Annotated in this window: 11 protein-coding genes and 1 CRISPR repeat array; of the genes, 3 read left to right on the top strand and 8 right to left on the bottom strand. The window is 66.1% G+C overall.

Going from position 1 to position 21,652, the window contains the following annotated elements:
• Positions 1 to 118: 118 nt before the first annotated feature.
• The 4 genes from QZ607_RS08075 to QZ607_RS08060 form a co-directional block, all read right to left on the bottom strand.
• Positions 119 to 2,635: a glycogen/starch/alpha-glucan phosphorylase gene (locus QZ607_RS08075; protein WP_295881683.1), complete on the bottom strand. Its 2,517-nt coding sequence runs from the start codon at positions 2,633 to 2,635 to the stop codon at positions 119 to 121.
• Positions 2,636 to 3,058: 423 nt separating this feature from the next.
• Positions 3,059 to 5,044 (bottom strand): ATP-binding cassette domain-containing protein, encoded by a 1,986-nt coding sequence (locus QZ607_RS08070; protein ID WP_295881681.1) that lies wholly within the window; start codon positions 5,042 to 5,044, stop codon positions 3,059 to 3,061.
• Between the two features lie 2 nt (positions 5,045 to 5,046).
• Positions 5,047 to 6,594: a YifB family Mg chelatase-like AAA ATPase gene (locus QZ607_RS08065; RefSeq protein WP_295881679.1), complete on the bottom strand. Its 1,548-nt coding sequence runs from the start codon at positions 6,592 to 6,594 to the stop codon at positions 5,047 to 5,049.
• 151 nt (positions 6,595 to 6,745) lie between these two features.
• Positions 6,746 to 7,054: an accessory factor UbiK family protein gene (locus QZ607_RS08060; protein ID WP_295881676.1), complete on the bottom strand. Its 309-nt coding sequence runs from the start codon at positions 7,052 to 7,054 to the stop codon at positions 6,746 to 6,748.
• Between the two features lie 312 nt (positions 7,055 to 7,366).
• On the opposite strand from QZ607_RS08060, the gene QZ607_RS08055 reads away from it, so the two are divergent.
• The 3 genes from QZ607_RS08055 to QZ607_RS08045 all read left to right on the top strand — a co-directional run bounded on the left by QZ607_RS08055 (position 7,367) and on the right by QZ607_RS08045 (position 9,908).
• Positions 7,367 to 8,188 carry a TorF family putative porin gene (locus QZ607_RS08055; protein ID WP_295881673.1) on the top strand — a complete coding sequence of 274 codons (822 nt, stop codon included), beginning with the start codon at positions 7,367 to 7,369 and terminating at the stop codon, positions 8,186 to 8,188.
• A gap of 83 nt (positions 8,189 to 8,271) precedes the next feature.
• Entirely contained in the window at positions 8,272 to 8,610 is a 339-nt protein-coding gene (locus tag QZ607_RS08050; protein WP_295881671.1) for a P-II family nitrogen regulator, read from the top strand.
• Positions 8,611 to 8,636: 26 nt separating this feature from the next.
• A complete protein-coding gene (locus QZ607_RS08045; protein ID WP_295881668.1) occupies positions 8,637 to 9,908 on the top strand; it encodes an ammonium transporter in 1,272 nt (423 codons plus the stop codon).
• A 599-nt stretch (positions 9,909 to 10,507) separates the two neighbouring features.
• Positions 10,508 to 18,700: a CRISPR direct-repeat array (repeat unit 28 nt; unit sequence TTTCTGAGCTGCCTATGCGGCAGTGAAC).
• 130 nt (positions 18,701 to 18,830) lie between these two features.
• On the opposite strand, the gene cas6f is transcribed toward QZ607_RS08045, so the two are convergent.
• The 4 genes from cas6f to QZ607_RS08025 form a co-directional block, all read right to left on the bottom strand.
• Positions 18,831 to 19,394 carry a type I-F CRISPR-associated endoribonuclease Cas6/Csy4 gene (gene cas6f / locus QZ607_RS08040; RefSeq protein ID WP_295881666.1) on the bottom strand — a complete coding sequence of 188 codons (564 nt, stop codon included), beginning with the start codon at positions 19,392 to 19,394 and terminating at the stop codon, positions 18,831 to 18,833.
• A 5-nt stretch (positions 19,395 to 19,399) separates the two neighbouring features.
• On the bottom strand, positions 19,400 to 20,443 hold the full coding sequence (gene csy3, locus QZ607_RS08035) for a type I-F CRISPR-associated protein Csy3 (protein WP_295881664.1): 1,044 nt from the start codon (positions 20,441 to 20,443) through the stop codon (positions 19,400 to 19,402).
• The gene (gene csy2, locus QZ607_RS08030; protein ID WP_295881662.1) at positions 20,443 to 21,432 is read right to left on the bottom strand and encodes a type I-F CRISPR-associated protein Csy2; all 990 of its coding nucleotides are present in this window, start codon (positions 21,430 to 21,432) and stop codon (positions 20,443 to 20,445) included. The genes csy3 and csy2 overlap by 1 nt, the downstream gene beginning before the upstream one ends.
• The coding region (locus QZ607_RS08025) for a type I-F CRISPR-associated protein Csy1 (protein WP_295881659.1) at positions 21,425 to 21,652 on the bottom strand (228 nt) is incomplete at its 5' end. The genes csy2 and QZ607_RS08025, both read right to left, overlap by 8 nt.

The following is a 21,652-nucleotide window of genomic DNA, read 5'->3' as shown; positions in this document are numbered from 1 at the left end:
AGCCGTGGAAAATCTGCGACCGGCGCTCGTTTACCGGCGCTGACCGGACCTACGGACTGCGCTGCCCCAACCCTCGCAAGTGAGCTGCGCCGGCCCGGAGGCCGGCACGCCCCGCGCCTCAGGTGCCGCCCCAGGGCACCGGCGGCACCGCCTCCAGGCGCCAGATGTCGTTGTTGTACCCGGCGATGGTGCGGTCGGAGGAGAAGAAGCCGCTGTGGGCGGTGTTGAGGATGCTCATGCGCAGCCAGCGCTCGCGGTCCTGGTAGGTCTCGGCGGCAAGGAGCTGGGCGCGGCGGTAGCTGTCGAAATCCGCCGCCGTGAGCCAGGGGTCGTGCGGGCTGCGGATGCCGTGCACCAGCGGGTCGAAGATGCCCTGCTCGAACTGGCTGAAATGCCCGGATTCGAGCAGCTGCATGACCTCTTCCAGCGCCGGGTCATTGGCGATAATGCCGTTTGGGTCGTAGTGGCCGCGGATGCGCTGCACCTCTTCCGCCGTGTGACCGAACAGGAAGAAGTTGTCGTCGCCCACCTGGTCGCGGATCTCGATGTTGGCGCCGTCGAGGGTGCCGATGGTGACGGCGCCGTTCATCATGAACTTCATGTTGCCGGTGCCGGACGCCTCCTTGCCGGCGGTGGAGATCTGCTCCGAGAGGTCCGTCCCCGGCGCCAGCACCTCCATCACCGACACCCGATAGTCCGGGATGAAGGCCACGCGCAGCCAGTCGCTCACCTCCGGGTCCGCGTTCACCACGCCGGCGACGTTGTTGATGAGCTTGATGATGAGCTTGGCGATCTCGTAGCCCGGGGCCGCCTTGCCGCCGATGAGCACGCAGCGCGGTGCGCCGATGTCGGTGTCGCCGTGCTTGATGCGGTTGTAGAGGTGGATCACATGCAGGACATTCAGGAGCTGGCGCTTGTACTCGTGGATGCGCTTCACCTGCACGTCGAACATGAAGTCCAGCGGGAACTCCACCCGGCAGGTGGCCGCCACCAGACTTGCAAGCCGCGCCTTGTTCTGCCGCTTGATGCCGTCCCAGCGCTCGCGGAAGGCGGCCTCGTCGGCATAGGGCGCGAGCTGGTCCAGGCGCTTCAGATCATGCACCCAGTGCTCGCCGATGGTCTCGTCCAGCAGCTCCCGCAGCCCCGGGTTGCACATGGCGAGCCATCGACGGGGCGTGACCCCATTGGTCTTGTTGTTGAACTTCTCGGGCCAGAGCTCGAACCAGTCCCGGAACAGGCCCTCTTTCAACAGCTGGGAGTGCAGCGCGGCGACGCCGTTGACGGAGAAGCTGCCGACGATGGCGAGGAAGGCCATGCGCACCTGCGGATCGCCGCCCTCCTCGATCAGCGACATGCGCCGCTGGCGATCCATGTCGCCCGGCCAGCGCGCGGCCACCTTGGAGAGGAACCTGGCGTTGATCTCGAAGATGATCTCCAGCACCCGCGGCAGCAGCTGCTGGAACAGCCGCACCGGCCAGCGCTCCAGCGCCTCCGGCAGCAGGGTGTGGTTGGTGTAGGCCATGGTGCGGGTGGTGATGTCCCAGGCCGTATCCCAGTCCAGGTGCTGCTCGTCGATGAGCTGGCGCATCAGCTCCGGCACCGAGACCGCCGGATGCGTGTCATTGAGCTGGAAGCAGTTCTTGTCGGCGAACTCGCTGAAGTCCTTGCCGTGCAGACGGATCCACTCCCGCAGCACATCCTTGATGCTGGCACTGGCCAGGAAAAACTGCTGGCGCAGCCGCAGCTCCTTGCCGTTCTCGCTGGCATCGTTGGGGTAGAGCACCATGGTGATGTGCTCGGCGTTGTTCTTGGCGGCCACGGACTCGGGGTAGCTGCCGGCGTTGAACTCGCCGAGGTCGAACTCATCGGTGGCCGCCGCGGACCACAGCCGCAGGGTGTTGATGGTGTCGTTCTTGTAGCCGGGGATGGGGATGTCGTAGGGCACCGCCAGCACGTCGTGGGTGTCCACCCAGCGCCGGTGCAGGCGCCCGGACTCATCCTTGTACTGCTCGGTGTGGCCGCCGAAGGGGATGCGCTGGGTGTACTCCGGGCGCTCCAGCTCCCAGGGATTGCCGTCGCGCAGCCAGTGGTCCGGCTCCTCCAGCTGGCGGCCGTTCTCGATGAGCTGGCGGAACATGCCGTATTCGTAGCGCAGGCCATAGCCCTTCACCGGCAGCTGCAGGGTCGCGCAGCTGTCCAGGAAGCAGGCCGCGAGCCGCCCGAGGCCGCCGTTGCCGAGGCCCGCGTCCATCTCGGCATCCTCCAGCTCCTCGTAGACGAGGCCGAGCTCGTACAGCGCCTTGTGGGCAGCATCGTCCACGCCGAGGTTGAGCAGGGCGTTACTGAGCGAGCGCCCCATCAGGAATTCCAGCGACAGGTAGTAGGTGCGCTTGCAGTTGGCCTCGTCATGGGCGGCGCGGGTGCGCTTCCAGCGCTCCATGAGCCGGTCCCGCAGCGCAATGGCGAGCGCCTTGTACGGATAGTAGGCGGACTTGCAGTCGCGATCCCGCCCCAGGGTGTGGGCGTAGTAGCGCTTGAAGTCCCGGGCGATACCCTCCTTGTCCATGGGCAGGGGGGCAAGATCGAACAGGGCCTCTTTCGGCGTGCTCTGGCTGAGGTCTCTGAATGGCGACATGAAGGGAGTTCCAGGGATAGGGTCCGTGATCAGGATAAGGCCGGAGACGAGCCGCGGCGGCGGCAACCGCGGGCTGGGCCGCGGGTGCCCCAGCCGGGCTGACAAGCAACTCTCGTGCAGAAAGCGCCGTCGGCTCCCGGCGTTGCCGCCTAAGATAACGCGCCGCAGTCATGGCGCGAAGCCGTTTGTGCGCAAGCGTGCCGGCATTTTTTCTTTGGGGACTGACGCCATGCATGTCACCGCCCGACTTTGGCGCACGAGCGGAGCGCTGCGCCCCGCAGCGGAGCGGGCGTTGTCGCGGGCTCCTATGCGACTGCCGCGCTGAAACGCGCGCCCAGGTGGGTCGGGCCTGATCGTCGCCGCAGGGATGCCGCTCCCACAGGGCCTACGCACTGGCGTGCGGCGCGGCGCTGACCGGGTCCGTCAATCCTGCTCCTCCAATGCCTCCAGCTGCGCGGCCGCGTCGAGCCAGTCGGCCTCGGCCTGCTCCAGCTCGGCGTCCAGGCGCTGCTTGTCGGCGAGGAGCGCCAGCAACCGCGGCTTGGCGTCGTCGGCGTAGAGGCCCGGGTTGGCGAGGTCCTGCTCCAGGCGCTGGCGCTCGCCGGTGAGTCGCTCCACGGCGGCCTCAAGCTGCTGGACGCGCTTCCTGGCGGGCTGCAGCCGGGCGCGCTGCTCGGCCTCGCGCCGGCGCTGGTCCTTGCGGGAGGCCGCGGCGGCGCCGGTCGCGGCAGCGCTCGCCTGGCTCGCTGTCGAAAGGCTGCCGGGCCCCGGGCCGCCGGGACCGCTGCCTGCTTCGGACGCGGGCTGCGCCTGCTCCTTGTTGCGGGCGGCGAGCCAGGCGGGATAGTCGTCGAGACTGCCGGGGAAGGGCTCGGCCCGGCCCGCGTCCACCAGCAGCAGGGTGTCGCAGGTGACCCGCAGCAGGTGGCGGTCGTGGGAGACCAGCACCAGCGCGCCGTCGAAGCCGAGCAGGGCCTCGCTCAGCGCCAGGCGCATGTCGAGGTCCAGATGATTGGTGGGCTCGTCCAGCAGGAGCAGATTGGGCCGCTGCCAGACGATCAGCGCCAGCGCGAGCCTGGCCTTTTCGCCACCGGAGAAGGGGGCGACCGGCTCGGTGGCTCTGTCCCCATGGAAGCCGAAGCCGCCGAGGAAGTCGCGCAGCTGCTGCTCGGTGGCGGGCTTGCCGCCCGCATGCGCGGCGGCGGTCAGCCGCTCCAGGTGCCTGAGCGCCGAGGCGTCCGGGTCCAGCTGGTCCACCTGATGCTGCGCGAAGTAGCCGATGGCAAGCCCCTGCCCCGCCTCGCGCTGCCCGGACCAGGGCTCGATTAGACCCGCCAGCAGCTTGATGAGCGTGGACTTGCCGGCGCCGTTGGGGCCGAGCAATGCAATGCGGTCATCCGGGCGCAGGCTCATGCCGATGCCGTCCAGCACCCTGGTTTCGCCATACCCTGCGCGGATGTCTTCCAGGCGCAGCAGCGGGTCCGGCTTGGCCAGGGGCGCCCGGAAGCTGAACCGAAACGGCGAGTCCACATGCGCCGGCGCGATGAGCTCCATGCGCTCCAGGGCCTTGAGCCGGCTCTGCGCCTGCCGCGCCTTGGTGGCCTTGGCGCGAAAGCGGTCCACGAAGGCGCGCATGTGCGCGACCTCGCGCTGCTGGCGCTCGTGCGCCGCCTGCTGCTGGGCCAGGTGCTCGGCGCGCTGGCGCTCGAAGGCCGAATAGCCGCCGGCGTAGACCTTGAGCCCCTGGCGCTCCATGTGGCAGATGCGCTCCACCACGGCATCCAGAAAATCGCGGTCGTGGGAGATGAGCAGCAGCGTGCCGGGGTAGGCCTTGAGCCAGCCCTCCAGCCAGATGACGGCATCCAGGTCCAGGTGGTTGGTGGGCTCGTCCAGCAGCAGCAGGTCCGAGCGGCACATAAGCGCCTGCGCCAGCGCGAGCCGCATGCGCCAGCCACCGGAGTAGCTGGAGACGGGCCGGCGCTCGTCGCCCACCGCAAAGCCGAGCCCGTGCAGCAGCCGGGCGGCGCGGGACTCTGCCGTGTAGCCGCCGATGGCCTCGAGCTGGCCGTGCAGGGCCGCCTGCTGCACGCCGTCGCCGGCGGCTTCCGCCGCGGCGAGGCGGCGCTCGACCTCGCGCAGCTCCGTGTCGCCGTCCATCACCAGCTCGATGGCCGGGCGCTCCCCGCCCGGCGTCTGCTGAGCGACGTGGGCGATGGTCCAGTCCGGCGGCACGGACACGGCACCCGCGTCCGGCTGCAGCTCCCCGCGCAGCAGCGCAAACAGGCTCGACTTGCCGCAGCCATTGGCGCCGGTGAGGCCGAGCTTCTGCCCCGGATGCACCCGCAGGTCGGCGCCTTGCAGCAGCAGCTTGGGGCCGCGGCGCAGCGTGATGCCGGTGAGCTCCAGCATGCTCAGGCGCCGCCGCCCGCGGACTGCGCGGCGCCGCCCCGGTCGAGCCGGCGGTAGCCGATGGCCTCGCCCAAGTGGGCGACGTTGATGGCCTTGCTGTCGGCGAGGTCCGCAATGGTCCGCGCCACTTTGAGGATGCGGTGATAGGCGCGGCCGGAGAGCGACAGCCGCCGCATGGCCTGGGTCACCAGCTGACGGCCCTGCTCGTCCAGGGTGCAGTGCTGCGCCAGGGCGCCGGCTTCCAGCACCGCATTGGTGCAGCCGGCGCGTGTCAGCTGCCGGGCCCGGGCCTGCTCCACGCGGGCGCGCACCGCGGCGCTGGTCTCGGCGTCCGGCGCGGCGCCCGTGGCGCCGGCGGTGAGGCGCTCCGCCGGCAGCCGCGGCACTTCCAGCTGCAGGTCGATGCGGTCCAGCAGAGGTCCGGAGATGCGCGCCCGATAGCGGGCAACCTGCTCCGCGGTGCAGCGGCAGCGGCCCTGGGGATCGCCCAGATAGCCGCAGGGGCAGGGGTTCATGGCCGCCACCAGCTGGAAGCGCGCCGGGAACTCCGCATGCCGGGCGGCGCGGGAGATGTGGATGCGCCCGGACTCCAGCGGCTCGCGCAGCACCTCCAGCACGCGCCGGTCGAACTCCGGCAGCTCGTCCAGGAACAGCACACCCATGTGCGCGAGCGAGATCTCACCCGGCCGTGGCGTGCCGCCGCCGCCCACCAGCGCCACGCCGGAGGCGGTGTGGTGCGGGGCGCGGAAGGGCCGCTCGCGCCACCGGGCGGGGTCCACTTCCGCCTGACCGCTGACGGAGCGGATCGCCGCCACCTCCAGCGCTTCGGCGTCGTCCAGCGTCGGCAGGATGCCCGGCAGGCGGTTCGCGAGCATGGACTTGCCGGTGCCGGGCGGGCCGATGAAGAGCAGGCTGTGGCCGCCGGCGGCGGCGATCTCCAGCGCCCGCTTGGCCTGCTCCTGGCCCTGCACGTCAGCCAGGTCCGGATAGGTCGGCCGCGGCACGCCCCCGATCGGTGCCGCATGCGGTGTGATGACGGCATCCCCGTTCAGGTGCGCGCAGACCTCCAGCAGGTGCTCGGCGGGCAGGATCTGCAGCCCCTCCACCAGCGCCGCCTCGTCGGCATTGGCCCGCGGCAGCACCAGCGCGCGGCCGGCGTCCCGGGCGGCGAGCGCCGCCGGCAGCACCGCGGAGACGGGCCGCAGCGCGCCCGTCAGCGCCAGCTCGCCGAGCAGCTCCAGCCGCGGCAGCTGCTCGGTGCGCACCTGGCCTGAGGCGCCGATGATGCCCACCGCGATGGGCAGGTCGAAGCGCCCGCCCTCCTTCGGCAGGTCCGCGGGGGCGAGGTTGATGGTGACCCGCCCGGCGGGGAAGTCGAAGCGGCCGTTCAGGATGGCCCCGCGCACCCGGTCCCGGCTCTCCTTCACGGCCATCTCCGGCAGGCCGACGATGGACATGGCCGGCAGCCCGCCCCCCGAGTGCACCTCGACGAAGACCTCAGGGGCGCGGATGCCCTCGCGGGCGCGGCTGTGCAGGACGCAGAGGCCCATGGTTGAGGCTGTCCGTTTCGGCTTGAGTGGTGGTCGCGCCGCGGCGCGCTGGGGCTGCGGTGAGGCGCGGGATCAAGGCCTGAGCGCTGAGGGCGGAGGACGCGGGCTGGGGACTGTGGCGTCGTCGCCGACCCTGCCGCCTGGCTTCCGATCAGGCCGACGGCGGCTCCTGCGCGGCGTCGGCTGCGCTCGATTGCGTCTGCTGCGAGCCCGTCGGGGCCGCGGTCGCCTCCAGCTCTGCCACGCGCGTGGCCAGTGCGTCGAGCTTGGCGCGGGTGCGCGCCAGCACGGCGGCCTGGACGTCGAATTCCTCCCGGGTCACCAGGTCCAGCCGGCCGAGCCCCGTCTCCAGTGTGGAGCGGAAGCCGCGGCTTAGGTCTTCGCGCAACACCTTGAGGCCCTCCGGCATGCCGTCGGCGAGGCGGCGGGCGAGGTCGTCGAGCTGTTTCGGGTCCAACATGAGGCATCCTCCGGGGGGCTGTGATGGCGGTCGGAAGGGATTATAGGGCTTCAGATTCCAGCGCGTCCCACCGGCGCGACGCCCGATTATCGTGCGCGATTTCGGGTCTTGCGCGGCCGCTTTGCACTACCATGGTGCAGCCCAAATGTTGCACTGCCACCACAAAATGCCTCAAACCGTGTTTTTTTAGGCACATTGCGATTCTGGCACAGCGAGTGCTTCTACTCACCGCGGAATCCGCCCACGCGGCGAATGACAAAAGGGGCCGACGACAGTCCGATGCCCCGCACGCACCCCATAGAGGTAGACAGCATGACAACTTTAATGATTCGCAATGCCGCCGCTGGCACCCTGGCCGTCGTGTCGCTGGCGTCCATGAGCACGGCCCTGGCGCAGGACCCCTGGTCCTTCAGCGCCAACATCGGGGCGGTGTCCAACTACATGTGGCGCGGCGTCACCCAGACCGGCGACCAGGCCGCCGTCCAGGGCGGGCTCGACGTAGCCCACGAGAGCGGCTTCTACGCCGGCACCTGGGCGTCCAACATCGATTGGGACGAGGGCAGCTCCGAGGAGGTCATGGGCATCGTGCCTGTGGACCCCGACACCGGCATGCCGATGACGGATGCAGACGGTAACTACATCGTGCAGGGCACCACCGCCGGCGCCGACGACGACTCCCCCAACTACGAGCTCGACTTCTACGCCGGCTACGGGTTTGCGGTGAACGACGACCTGAGCTTCGACTTCAGCACCATCTACTACGCCTACCCGGACGGCCGCGATGCAGACTTCTGGGAGATCGGTGCGAGCGGCACCTACAGGTGGTTTACCGCGGGTCTGGCCTACACCGCCTGGGGCGAGGCAGACGACGACGGGCCGTTCTCCGAAGGCGACCTGTACTACTACGGTTCCGTGGACGTCCCGCTGCCCTACGACTTCGGTCTCAGCCTGTTCGGAGGCTATTACGACTTCGATACGAAGGACATCGGCGGGGTTGACTACGGCCATGGCGGCGTCTCCATCAGCAAGGAGGCCGGTGACTTCGGCACCTTCAGCTTCAACTACGAGCAGGTGGGCCGTGACACTTACGACGACGACCCCAAATTCTGGGTCGGCTGGCTGAAGGAATTCTGAGGCCGCCGCGCACCCGATCCTGTCACCCCCCGTGCGCCGGACCAACACGCGTCCGGCGCTTCCCCGTTCAAGGAGCGCAATCCATGAAGCTGATTTCAGCCATCATCAAGCCGTTCAAGCTGGACGACGTCCGCGAGGCGCTCGGCGACATCGGTGTTTCCGGCATCACCGTCATCGATGTCAAGGGCTTTGGCCGCCAAAAGGGCCACACCGAGCTGTACCGCGGCGCCGAGTACGTTGTCGATTTCCTGCCCAAGTCCAAGATCGAGATCGCGGTGGACGACTCCCTGGTGGACCAGGTGATCGAGGCCATCACCGGCGCCGCGCAGACCGGCAAGATCGGTGACGGCAAGATCTTCGTCTCGAACCTCGAGCAAGTCATCCGCATCCGTACCGGCGAGACCGGTCCGGACGCGCTCTGAGCGACCCGACGGAGGCACCGAATCCGATGGAAGAGCCAAGCATTCAACTCGCATACGCACTCGACACCTTCTACTTTCTGATGTCCGGCGCCCTGGTCATGTGGATGGCCGCCGGGTTTGCCATGCTCGAGGCCGGCCTGGTCCGCGCCAAGAACACCGCCGAAATCCTCACCAAAAACGTCGCCCTGTTCGCCATCTCCTGCATCATGTACATGCTGATCGGCTACGGGATCATGTATCCCGCCGGCGGCAACGGCGTGATCCCGGAGATCTCCTGGTCGTTCATGTTCATGGATGCCAGCGCCGATAACGCCGTGGACGCTGTCCTCGCGAGCGACGGTGACATCTACTACGCCGGTCTCTCGGACTTCTTCTTCCAGGTGGTGTTCGTGGCCACCGCCATGTCCATCGTCTCCGGCGCCGTGGCCGAGCGCATGAAGCTCTGGGCCTTCCTGCTCTTCGCCGTGGTCATGACCGGCTTCATCTACCCGGTCCAGGGCTACTGGAAGTGGGGCGGCGGCTTCCTGGACGGCCTCAACTTCCAGGACTTCGCCGGCTCCGGCGTGGTGCATCTTGCGGGTGCATCGGCGGCCCTGGCCGGCGTCATCCTGCTCGGCGCGCGCAAAGGCAAGTACGGCAAGGACGGCAGCATCAACGCCATCCCCGGTGCCAACCTGCCGCTCGCGACCCTCGGTACCTTCATCCTCTGGCTCGGCTGGTTCGGCTTCAACGGCGGCTCGCAGCTGGTGGTGTCGAACATCAGCGACGCCAACGCCGTCGCCGGCATCTTCGTCAACACCAACATGTCGGCCTCCGGCGGTCTGGTGTTCGCGCTCATCACCGCCCGCCTGCTGTTCGGCAAGGCCGACCTGACCATGGCCCTGAACGGCGCCCTCGCCGGCCTTGTGGCCATCACCGCCGAGCCGCTCACTCCGACCCCGCTGGCGGCGACGCTCATCGGCGGCGTCGGCGGCGTCATTGTGGTCTTCGCCATCGTCACCCTGGACAAGCTGCGCATCGACGACCCGGTGGGCGCCATCTCGGTGCACGGCGTGGTCGGCATGTGGGGCCTGATGGCCGTGCCCATCACCAACGCCGACGCCGGCTTCGGTGCCCAGGCCATCGGTCTCGTCACGATCCTCGCCTGGGTCTTCATCACCTCCTTCATCGTCTGGCTGCTCATCAAGCTGATCATGGGCATCCGCGTCAGCGAGGAAGAGGAGTACGAAGGCGTGGACGTCGGCGAATGCGGCCTTGAGGCCTACCCCGAGTTCATGGGCGCACGCGGCAGTACCTGACGCTGTTGCCCACGGACGACCGCGCAGGGATGCGCGATCATGCTTGCACGCGGGGCCTTCGGGCCCCGTTTTGCGTTGTCAGCGCGTCCCGGCCGGCACGGGAACCGCCGATCAATCGGCGTAACCGCGGGGCCCGACCCAGGTCGATGACCGCCGGCGGCTTCCGGTTGACGATGTCGATGCAGGTGTTGGTGTCGGGCAGATACCGCACTCGCCCAGCTCCTCTCGCGCGGCCTGCTCAGGCTGCGCGCGCTCCAGGACGAATCCCTCCTTGAGCTCGTCCAAGCCCCCCTTCCATCAGTTGCCAAGGGTTGTCGACCGGCGGCAGTAGAACCGCCGAGCCGAGGCGCTTGAGAGCGACCTCCTTACCCCCGAATCGATACGCTTTGGGGAGGCGCACGGCTTGGCGACGCCCGGATTGGAAGATCTTTGCAGTGTCCACTGTCACACTCTGTGTGCTGGAAATACTACGGTAGATATCATACTGACCAACCTCAAGCGCGAATCGGGGCCGCCACCCTCGCCGGCCACACGGTCCTGCAGGGCCAGGGATTCGGCATCGCGTGTCCCAAGTACCGTCGCGACCGCTCGCGTGCGTATTTCTCCGCTGCCTATGCGGCAGTGAACGGACTGGTGCGAATGTAGTCCAGCACGAACATTTTCTGAGCTGCCTATGCGGCAGTGAACGATCTGGCGCGGCTCACCGGCGAGGGCGAACATTTCTGACCTGCCTATGCGGCAGTGAACGGATACATGTCCGAGGAGCAGGAGTGGCGCGCTTTCTGAGCTGCCTATGCGGCAGTGAACTGGGCGGTGGAGGAAATCGAGCGCCTGATGGATTTCTGAGCTGCCTATGCGGCAGTGAACGCCAGGGTGAGGGTGGCGCCGGTGGGCGGGATTTTCTGAGCTGCCTATGCGGCAGTGAACGCGCCCGAGGACGGCACGCCCTACGCTCGGCATTACTGAGCTGCCTATGCGGCAGTGAACAGGGCGCCGATCCAGCCCAGCACCAGGGTGAGTTTCTGAGCTGCCTATGCGGCAGTGAACCGGAAGCAGGTGCGGGCCTGGGGCAACCTCAATTTCTGAGCTGCCTATCCGGCAGTGAACACGAGACACGCGCGCATGTACTCTGGCGTGTATTTCTGAGCTGCCTATGCGGCAGTGAACGGCAGCGGGGCAAGCGCCGGCGGCCTAAGCATTTTCTGAGCTGCCTATGCGGCAGTGAACGGCAGATCAGCCGCCAGCACGGGCCGACGTTGTTTCTGAGCTGCCTATGCGGCAGTGAACGTCCAGGTGTTTGGCGGTCGGGCTCATTGGTTTTTCTGAGCTGCCTATGCGGCAGTGAACTCCCCGCCGGCGGGGCGATAGCGCACCGTGACTTTCTGAGCTGCCTATGCGGCAGTGAACGACGTTGGGCGAGCCGCCGTACTACCACCTGTTTTCTGAGCTGCCTATGCGGCAGTGAACGGCGACTACACCCCGACTGTCGTGCTCGATGATTTCTGAGCTGCCTATGCGGCAGTGAACCAGAGCGCGACACCGGTGGACCTGCTCGGCCTTTTCTGAGCTGCCTATGCGGCAGTGAACCTGTGGACCGGGGCATCGGCGACCACGACGCTTTTCTGAGCTGCCTATGCGGCAGTGAACAGCACGCCGTCGCCGCTGTCGGTGTACGTCGTTTTCTGAGCTGCCTATGCGGCAGTGAACGGCTCCATCGCCTCGACCGCCGCGCGCAGCTTTTTCTGAGCTGCCTATGCGGCAGTGAACTCGACGCTGATTCCGGACTCCGGCGCGGATTTTTTCTGAGCTGCCTATGCGGCAGTGAACGCGGCGAAGCGGCCCATCTGGCCCACGGCATATTTCTGAGCTGCCTATGCGGCAGTGAACGCCGTAGCCGCCGCTGCCGATGCCGGAGCCCTTTTCTGAGCTGCCTATGCGGCAGTGAACGTCCAGCGCGTGCGCGCTGGCGTAGTCGATCATTTCTGAGCTGCCTATGCGGCAGTGAACAGGTGTCGATACCAGCTAGCGCGGCTCACCATTTTCTGAGCTGCCTATGCGGCAGTGAACCGCGAGCCCTCGAGGCTGTACGCCTGGGCGAGTTTCTGAGCTGCCTATGCGGCAGTGAACCGTCCCCGCCAGCGGCCCCCTGAGCGCCCTCATTTCTGAGCTGCCTATGCGGCAGTGAACATACGTCGGCGACCTCGTCGTGCGATTGCACATTTTCTGAGCTGCCTATGCGGCAGTGAACAAGCCTTGGTTTTCGGTGCAGTACAGGATCATTTTCTGAGCTGCCTATGCGGCAGTGAACCTGCGGCGAGCCCATCGAGCCGCCTGTGGCCTTTTCTGAGCTGCCTATGCGGCAGTGAACGCGAGGTCTTCACCTGGTCACAGGGATTCGTGTTTCTGAGCTGCCTATGCGGCAGTGAACTGCGTCGCACGGATGGCGGCGTATCTCGCGCATTTCTGAGCTGCCTATGCGGCAGTGAACGCGGACGCCTACGAGGCCGCCCTGGACCGGCATTTCTGAGCTGCCTATGCGGCAGTGAACTCGCCCCGGGTGGATTCCCGGGGCAACCAAAATTTCTGAGCTGCCTATGCGGCAGTGAACGTAACGGGTGCCGCGGATGCGGACAGGGTCGTGTTTCTGAGCTGCCTATGCGGCAGTGAACACCGGCGGTGAAGCCGCGCGCGGTCGCCGGCGTTTCTGAGCTGCCTATGCGGCAGTGAACTACAGATACGAGAGAGAGCGACGAGGACAGGATTTCTGAGCTGCCTATGCGGCAGTGAACGGTCAGCTCGGGGGTGTCGTCGGGCATCTCTTTTTCTGAGCTGCCTATGCGGCAGTGAACCCAGTCGTCGCCAATCTCGATGGCTTCCACTTTTTCTGAGCTGCCTATGCGGCAGTGAACCGAGCAAGAGCTTGGCGCCGTGCGAATCGATATTTCTGAGCTGCCTATGCGGCAGTGAACGAAGAACGCGCAGGCGATCACGGTGGCCTGCGTTTCTGAGCGGCCTATGCGGCAGTGAACGATGACACGCTGCGTAACGGCCTGTATTGCACTTTCTGAGCTGCCTATGCGGCAGTGAACGCTTCGTAGAGCGGCATTTATCGGGCCTCAAATTTCTGAGCTGCCTATGCGGCAGTGAACGCTACCGAGAACTACCCGGCGGCAATGGCCGATTTCTGAGCTGCCTATGCGGCAGTGAACAGCCCGCTGCCGATGGCCTCACGGACGTCGGTTTTCTGAGCTGCCTATGCGGCAGTGAACGCTCGCCTGTGCGCATCGAGGGCGGCCCGGACTTTCTGAGCTGCCTATGCGGCAGTGAACATCACGCTGTCCGACCCGGGCGGCAACGACCATTTCTGAGCTGCCTATGCGGCAGTGAACGGCACGGTTGGCGCGCTCCTGGCGCTCGCGCATTTCTGAGCTGCCTATGCGGCAGTGAACTTCGGCTTGCATGCGGGCCGCGCGGTCTGCTCTTTCTGAGCTGCCTATGCGGCAGTGAACTGTGTCGCGTGCGGCATAGGCCCGGTAGTGCTTTTCTGAGCTGCCTATGCGGCAGTGAACGCCGCGGGGCGCGCCGCAAAGCGGCTGGCGCATTTCTGAGCTGCCTATGCGGCAGTGAACTGGTGGCGAAAGCCTGCGGTTGTCTCGCGGAATTTCTGAGCTGCCTATGCGGCAGTGAACCTGGGCCACCTGGTCGGCATCGTGGACCTGGTTTTCTGAGCTGCCTATGCGGCAGTGAACTTCGAGTGCAGCAGCAATATGCCAGCTCGGCATTTCTGAGCTGCCTATGCGGCAGTGAACCGCCGCAACCGCCTGCGCACCCGCCGCTGGCTTTTCTGAGCTGCCTATGCGGCAGTGAACGTCGGCGCCGTAGCCGCGGGCGGCTTCGGCGATTTCTGAGCTGCCTATGCGGCAGTGAACGGCGCGAGGGGCTACGACGACCGCGACGGCTGTTTCTGAGCTGCCTATGCGGCAGTGAACATCAACTCCGCCAGGGCGTTGGCCATCTCCGATTTCTGAGCTGCCTATGCGGCAGTGAACGCACGGCCTCGACGATGGCGGCGGGCAGGTTGTTTCTGAGCTGCCTATGCGGCAGTGAACGCACGGCGGCTATGCGGCGCTGATGCGCGAGTTTTCTGAGCTGCCTATGCGGCAGTGAACGGTGAGCACGGTGGCTGGGGGGTGGAGCGGGGTTTCTGAGCTGCCTATGCGGCAGTGAACTCCGCGTGGGCCGCGGCCAGCTGCGCCCACTCTTTCTGAGCTGCCTATGCGGCAGTGAACAGGGCGCCTGCGCCGTCGTCCCTGATCCGGCGTTTCTGAGCTGCCTATGCGGCAGTGAACGGATTTCCGAGCCGAGCCCTTCGAGCCGGAGCTTTCTGAGCTGCCTATGCGGCAGTGAACGGCAGCGCCGTCACGGTGCAGTGTCAGCCGGTTTTCTGAGCTGCCTATGCGGCAGTGAACGGCCAGTGCATCGTCGTGCCGGACAGCGCCGATTCCTGAGCTGCCTATGCGGCAGTGAACGTGGCGCCCTGGGCGGCGGTGGCGTAGTCGGTTTTCTGAGCTGCCTATGCGGCAGTGAACCTGGGCGCGGGGGATGCCGAGCCGGGCGCTTATTTCTGAGCTGCCTATGCGGCAGTGAACGTCTACGGCGAGCCGCCCGCGCGCGTGGTGGTTTTCTGAGCTGCCTATGCGGCAGTGAACGCGCTGCGGTCGCCGTGCCATGGGGTTGTGCGTTTCTGAGCTGCCTATGCGGCAGTGAACGACGCCCTGCGCGAGCTGGCCGACCGCAACCATTTCTGAGCTGCCTATGCGGCAGTAAACGGGCAGTTCGCTGCCGCGCTGCTGCTGCGCGATTTCTGAGCTGCCTATGCGGCAGTGAGCGTCGGCCTCCGCGGCCCCGGGCACGCGCGCGATTTCTGAGCTGCCTATGCGGCAGTGAACATCGGGCGCTCCAGCGTCCACCGCACGCTGCATTTCTGAGCTGCCTATGCGGCAGTGAACGCGCTCCGGCGCATCGACGCCGACGAGGTGATTTTCTGAGCTGCCTATGCGGCAGTGAACATGCCCACACTCTGGGCACCGAGGGGCGGGACTTTCTGAGCTGCCTATGCGGCAGTGAACACGTTGTTGCGGAACAGCCGCCAGCCGAGCTTTTTCTGAGCTGCCTATGCGGCAGTGAACACGGCCGGGTGGGTCGACACCGGCGGCACCGATTTCTGAGCTGCCTATGCGGCAGTGAACGACCACCGGCTCCTCGGGCTCCAGGATCACCATTTCTGAGCTGCCTATGCGGCAGTGAACGTGTGGCTGGGATTCCGGCAGGCCGTGGAGCTTTTCTGAGCTGCCTATGCGGCAGTGAACCACCTCATACGCGTCCGGGTCCACCAGCGCAATTTCTGAGCTGCCTATGCGGCAGTGAACGCCGCTCGTGATCTCGACCGGGCCGGCCGCGAGTTTCTGAGCTGCCTATGCGGCAGTGAACCCGCCCCGGCACTGCGCGCCAGCGCAGAGCCATTTCTGAGCTGCCTATGCGGCAGTGAACCGTACGCGGATCTGTCCGGCCGGCCGCCGCTCTTTCTGAGCTGCCTATGCGGCAGTGAACATTACGGCGCAGGGTCTGCTCGACTGGGCTGATTTCTGAGCTGCCTATGCGGCAGTGAACCCAGTGATCGCGCCGCTGGCGCGCAGCAGCAGTTTCTGAGCTGCCTATGCGGCAGTGAACCCTGCTCGCGCGCTGGCTGCGCCGGCGCTGGATTTCTGAGCTGCCTATGCGGCAGTGAACGCGACGGCGCCGGGCGGCGGCGCGGGCTACCTTTTCTGAGCTGCCTATGCGGCAGTGAACTCAGTGAGTGTCGCCCAGGTGCTGCTCGCATATTTCTGAGCTGCCTATGCGGCAGTGAACGGCCATCCGCTGCATCTGCCCGGCGGCGTCGATTTCTGAGCTGCCTATGCGGCAGTGAACCGGCCCGCTGCTTATCCACGCGAGCAAATGGTTTTCTGAGCTGCCTATGCGGCACTGAACATCGGCGCCAGCCTCGCCGCGCTGCTTGCCGCTTTCTGAGCTGCCTATGCGGCAGTGAACGGCTCGCCCCAGGGGTCGCGCTCGCGTCGAAATTTCTGAGCTGCCTATGCGGCAGTGAACATCGCGCGCCGTGATCAGCAGCCGCAGTGCGATTTCTGAGTTGCCTATGCGGCAGTGAACGTATCGAAGCGGTCGAGGACGGCGTTGTAGTTTTTCTGAGCTGCCTATGCGGCAGTGAACGGTCCTCGGGCACGGGTCCTGGGGTTGATGCTTTTCTGAGCTGCCTATGCGGCAGTGAACCTGGGGCTGGCTCACTGGCTCGCTGGCGACCATTTCTGAGCTGCCTATGCGGCAGTGAACAGCCCGGCGATATGCGTGCCGTACAGCGCCCATTTCTGAGCTGCCTATGCGGCAGTGAACGGGGCCGGACGGGCGCCTGCTGCTGCGCGGGTTTTCTGAGCTGCCTATGCGGCAGTGAACATACCGCACAGCGTAACAAAATCCCGCTAGACTTTCTGAGCTGCCTATGCGGCAGTGAACGTGCATTTGCGCGGCGAGACCGAGAGCCCGGATTTCTGAGCTGCCTATGCGGCAGTGAACGACCGCGTGCAGCAGTCCATCGCCCGGCAGGATTTCTGAGCTGCCTATGCGGCAGTGAACACCTTCGGTGGGCCGGTCATCGCGCGCTATCATTTCTGAGCTGCCTATGCGGCAGTGAACTTCGAGTGCAGCAGCAATATGCCAGCTCGGCATTTCTGAGCTGCCTATGCGGCAGTGAACGAGCATGGCACCGCGTCCGGCGGCAGCCCGAATTTCTGAGCTGCCTATGCGGCAGTGAACGTTACCCCGCGCGAGATCGAGCAGCGCGACGGTTTCTGAGCTGCCTATGCGGCAGTGAACGCGCAGAGCAAGGACACCGCCGCCGCCCTCAATTTCTGAGCTGCCTATGCGGCAGTGAACTTGTCGGCACAGGAGCTCGCGCAGTGTGCTGTTTTCTGAGCTGCCTATGCGGCAGTGAACGACAGCACGCACCGCGGCACCGGCGGCAGCCTTTTCTGAGCTGCCTATGCGGCAGTGAACCCAAGCTCGCCGGGCAGCAAAGGCGCGCCCGATTTCTGAGCTGCCTATGCGGCAGTGAACACCCGATGCCCCGCCGCCGGCTCGCCGTCAAATTTCTGAGCTGCCTATGCGGCAGTGAACATTGGCGGCGCACAGAGCTGCTGCCGCAGCAGTTTCTGAGCTGCCTATGCGGCAGTGAACCGACAGGCTGCCGCCCACGGGGGTCGCGGCCATTTCTGAGCTGCCTATGCGGCAGTGAACCTGCTGCGTGGCCTCGCCGGCGCCGTCGTAGATTTCTGAGCTGCCTATGCGGCAGTGAACACGGTGTGCAGTGGCGTCTGGTAGTCGCGCCTTTTCTGAGCTGCCTATGCGGCAGTGAACTCAAAGGTTTGGTTGGCCGTCGCCTCGAAAGATTTCTGAGCTGCCTATGCGGCAGTGAACTTCCTCGGCCTTCCTCAGCTCTGCCTGCAACTTTTCTGAGCTGCCTATGCGGCAGTGAACGGCGAAGTGTTCAAGCAGCTCACGAAGTTGCAGTTTCTGAGCTGCCTATGCGGCAGTGAACGCGCTGGCGGCGCGGGTGGTGCTGGGCTCAGCTTTCTGAGCTGCCTATGCGGCAGTGAACCCGTGCATCATCGAGGACGTCCAGGTGTACCTTTTCTGAGCTGCCTATGCGGCAGTGAACGATGTGCAGCGGGTCGGCCCAGCTCGGCGGCATTTCTGAGCTGCCTATGCGGCAGTGAACCTGCACATACTCGCTCGCCCCGCCGCCCTCCAGTTTCTGAGCTGCCTATGCGGCAGTGAACCGATACCGCCGCGAGCCTGCGCGCCGCGGCCGTTTCTGAGCTGCCTATGCGGCAGTGAACCTGGCCGGCGAGGTCGAGGTCACCGTCGACGATTTCTGAGCTGCCTATGCGGCAGTGAACGTCGGCGCGGCCTTCGGCGAGCTGAAACTCGATTTCTGAGCTGCCTATGCGGCAGTGAACGCCGCCAACGCCGCGCAGATCGGGCGCGTCGTTTTCTGAGCTGCCTATGCGGCAGTGAACGTCGGGCTCCCGCTGCGCGCAGTCGGGGCACATTTCTGAGCTGCCTATGCGGCAGTGAACTCGGCGCGATTCCTGGATGCCTCCAGCGTCGTTTTCTGAGCTGCCTATGCGGCAGTGAACCGGTCACGGGGTCAGGTCGCGTGGTCGCGATATTTCTGAGCTGCCTATGCGGCAGTGAACCAGGCTGTCGGCGGGGGCGGGGTGGGCGTCCTTTTCTGAGCTGCCTATGCGGCAGTGAACGCGGCATGGTCGCGCTGGAGGACGATGTGGCCTTTCTGAGCTGCCTATGCGGCAGTGAACGGCCTCAGCCGGCAGCAGGTCGGCCTGCTGGTTTTCTGAGCTGCCTATGCGGCAGTGAACGTGTAGCTCTCGAAGGCCCAGAGGGGATCAATTTTCTGAGCTGCCTATGCGGCAGTGAACGCCTGATTGTGCACCAGGGGGTGCTGCAGCGTTTTCTGAGCTGCCTATGCGGCAGTGAACGAGCCCGATGTGACCGTCGAGCAGTACGACCATTTCTGAGCTGCCTATGCGGCAGTGAACAGGAGGTCCGTGAGGGCGGCGAGGGCGGTGTGTTTCTGAGCTGCCTATGCGGCAGTGAACTCTTCGGCGCCGAAGCGGCCGACGGCCCGGATTTTCTGAGCTGCCTATGCGGCAGTGAACTAGACGCGAAACGCTCTAATTCCTTGATGTTAAAGAACGGAGTGCGCGCAGACGCAGTCTACCCCAAGTTCTGGGGGATGTCGTAAGTGCCTGATTCCAAGCCCTCTGTGTCGAGGGCTGGAAATTTGGTTCAGAACCAGGGGACGGTTGCCCCTCGGCCCAGGCCGTAGTAGCCGAAGGGGCCGGGGGTTGGCTCTGGTTGCGGTGGGCCGTGCTCGATGAAGAGTCGGAATGTTTGGCCGGAGCTGCGGCTCTGGAGCGTGACGAAGGGCAGGTGGAGACGCTCCGCGGCCTGATCGGGGATGGCTTCGCTTGCGGCGACCTGGTCGATACCCTTGCGCTTGATCAGGCGCCGTCGCAGTCGCTCGGGGCTGCTCTTGGCTTGCACGCGCCGCACCGCGCGGTGTGGCGCCCCGCCGGGGATCTCGGCGGGGCCGTGGAGCTCGGCATGGTCGCGCATGCCACGCAGCCAGTCGCGGCTCATAAGCTCCGTCAGCGCCCTCGTCTCTCCATGCAGCCGCAGCCGTTCGCCAAGGGACAGGGGCTCCAAGGCATGGTCCGGGAAGCTGACCCCGATGGCCGTGCTGTCAAGGTCGACCAGCGCGCGGTGGAGCTTCGCGAAAAGGGCGTTCATGAGCATGCTCGGCGGAAACTCCGGGTCCGGCAGTAGCCGAATGTCCAGGTAGTGGTCCATTGCCGTCAGTCCTTCTCGCCGAACACGCCGCCGCGGATGAGATTGGCCATCAGGTAATGCTGCTGCTCGGGTGCCGGGGCCTTGTCCTTGAGCACCCAGCCATCGAGCAGGTTGTAGAAGTCCATCTTTTCCTTGGGCTGGCGGTACGCCTTTCCCTGGGAGGTGACCGAGCCGTAGGGCTCCGCGGCGATGGGGCCGAGCTGGGCATGGTCCGGGTCCGGGTACCAGGTGTCGATGGTGCGCAGGGCGTTGCCGATCTTCTGGCTGTGCATGGCGGCGACATCGCCGACGGCGTAGAGCGTCTTGCTCTTCCCGCCCTTGCGGTTGCCCTGGTCCAGGATCAGTTCCTGCGACGGATAGACCTCCTGGCCGGCCCCCACCCGCGCGTAGGCGGTGACCTCCAGCAGGACGTGGGCGGTGCCGGACAGCCCTTCTGCGATGACCGCCGCGAGCGCCTTCAGGTCCGCACCGGCATGCTCCGGGGCCTCGAAGTCACGCAGCGAGAAGTCCTGGGCATTGAAGGTCCAGGCGGCGGCCTCCTTGCCTTGAACCAGATGGCGCACCTGCACCTCCACCTGTTCCGCGCCCAAACGGTTGCGCCACAGGAAGCGACCGTTAGCCAGGTTGTGGGCGTAGCGGCGGGCGAGCTCGCCGAAGCCGAGGCTGTCCCGATACTGCTGGACGGTCTGCTGCAGTTTGGCTTGATACAGGGCGTTGTTGCAGGCGGACGGTGTGCCGGCGCCGCCGAGCACGCGCAATGTGAAGCGCAGGCGCAGGGTGTCGGCGTCGGGCGGCAACGCGGCGACATCGACGGTCTGCAGATTCGGCTGCTGGATGTCCGCATCCAGCTTGGCGGTGTTCTTCTGTTCCGAGTCCTTGAGGCGGTTGGAGATGGTGCCGCGCACGGACTTGCTGCGCAGTGCTACCGATGCCCAGGATTTGGAGTCACCGCGCTGTGCCCAGTCCCCGGCATGGAAGAGACCATCGGAAGGGTCGAGTTTGCGCTCGAAGGCGAGGACGGAGGCGGTCTTGAGCTCGTTCTTAGTCATTATGCGTTTCCTTGTGCTTGGGTTTGCTGGGTGCTGAAGCGATTGGTACAGCGATAGAGGCCGACCGCGGGATCGGCCCTGTGGTGCCAGAGGATGTCGTCCAGCGACTGGACGCGGTGCGGACTGAGCCATTGGCCCAGGGTGTAGACGCTCTCGACGAAGCGAAACGGCGTCTCGGCATCGCGGGCATTGCGCACCTCTCCAGGCGCATAGGTCGGCGACAGGGCGGCATAGCCCGCGGGCAGCGGAACCAACCAGCCGGGCCTGCGGCGGACCTCCCAAAGGGTGTCTTCGGGGTGGTCCGGGTCCGGGCCGTTGGGCTCGATGTTCAGGCGACAGAGGTCGAGCAGCGCGTCGAGGCTGGTGCTGTCCGGCGCCTTGGCTTGCAGGTCTTGGAGGTGTTCCAGCAGCCGGTCGTCGCGCTGCACCAGGGTGAAGCCCGGCAGCAGGCGGGGGCGGATGCGGCGGAACTCGGCACTTGCCTCGGCAGTGGACTCCGGCCACTCGATCAGCTCGGGCTGGTGGCGTTTTGAGCGCCCCACGGACAGGATGGAGCCGCCGGCCAGCCGCATGCCGCCGACCGTGCCCAGGATCTGGTCCAGTGCGTCCTGGGGCAGCTCGACGGGCTCGGTCAGGATCTCGACCAGCAGGCTGATGTCCATGTGCGCGCGGCCCTCTTCCACCAGCGCGGCGGGCTTGTCGACGAACCCCTTCCATCCAGCGAACAGGGGGTTGCGCGTCAGGGCGAAGGTGTTGGGCGAGTAAAACCCACCGGGCTTGTGCGCCTGGGGCTCGAAGCGATGGCAGACGATGCCGACACCGCCGAACTCGATGTCGAGTTGTTGGGCCCGCAGTCGGCGCTCCAGGGCGTGCACGAAGCCGGTGAACGCGGACGGGGCAGGAAAGCCCCAGCTCAAGGGGCCGGACACGGCGTTGGCGTTCTGCACGCGCATCCGTGGCAACAGCAGCAGGGCGGCGGTCTCATGCATGGCGGTCCAACTCCTCGCGCAGCATGCGCAGTTCCTGTTCCAGGGCCGAGCGCCATTCGGTGTGTTCCGGGGCGCCGACGGACAGCCGGTCGCCGCCAATGCGGGCATTGAGCCAATTGCCGTAGCGGTCGCAGATGGTGGCGCGCCAATCGCTTGCGGCGCGCTGCTCGGCGAAGGCGTCGTCTTCCAGCGCCCGGTCGGGGTCGAGCCAGAAACGCTC

It is taken from the genome of uncultured Thiohalocapsa sp., assembly GCF_913063425.1.
Lineage (GTDB): Bacteria > Pseudomonadota > Gammaproteobacteria > Chromatiales > Chromatiaceae > Thiohalocapsa.
The sequence above is the reverse complement of the archived record's forward strand: the minus strand, read 5'-3'. Positions and strand labels throughout refer to the sequence as shown.

Bases quoted from the DNA above. Each gene is read 5' to 3' on its own strand.
- QZ607_RS08075 (WP_295881683.1), bottom strand. From the start codon at position 2,635: ATGTCGCCATTCAGAGACCTCAGCCAGAGCACGCCGAAAGAGGCCCTG.
- QZ607_RS08070 (WP_295881681.1), bottom strand. From the start codon at position 5,044: ATGCTGGAGCTCACCGGCATCACGCTGCGCCGCGGCCCCAAGCTGCTG.
- QZ607_RS08065 (WP_295881679.1), bottom strand. From the start codon at position 6,594: ATGGGCCTCTGCGTCCTGCACAGCCGCGCCCGCGAGGGCATCCGCGCC.
- QZ607_RS08060 (WP_295881676.1), bottom strand. From the start codon at position 7,054: ATGTTGGACCCGAAACAGCTCGACGACCTCGCCCGCCGCCTCGCCGAC.
- QZ607_RS08055 (WP_295881673.1), top strand. From the start codon at position 7,367: ATGACAACTTTAATGATTCGCAATGCCGCCGCTGGCACCCTGGCCGTC.
- QZ607_RS08050 (WP_295881671.1), top strand. From the start codon at position 8,272: ATGAAGCTGATTTCAGCCATCATCAAGCCGTTCAAGCTGGACGACGTC.
- QZ607_RS08045 (WP_295881668.1), top strand. From the start codon at position 8,637: ATGGAAGAGCCAAGCATTCAACTCGCATACGCACTCGACACCTTCTAC.
- cas6f (WP_295881666.1), bottom strand. From the start codon at position 19,394: ATGGACCACTACCTGGACATTCGGCTACTGCCGGACCCGGAGTTTCCG.
- csy3 (WP_295881664.1), bottom strand. From the start codon at position 20,443: ATGACTAAGAACGAGCTCAAGACCGCCTCCGTCCTCGCCTTCGAGCGC.
- csy2 (WP_295881662.1), bottom strand. From the start codon at position 21,432: ATGCATGAGACCGCCGCCCTGCTGCTGTTGCCACGGATGCGCGTGCAG.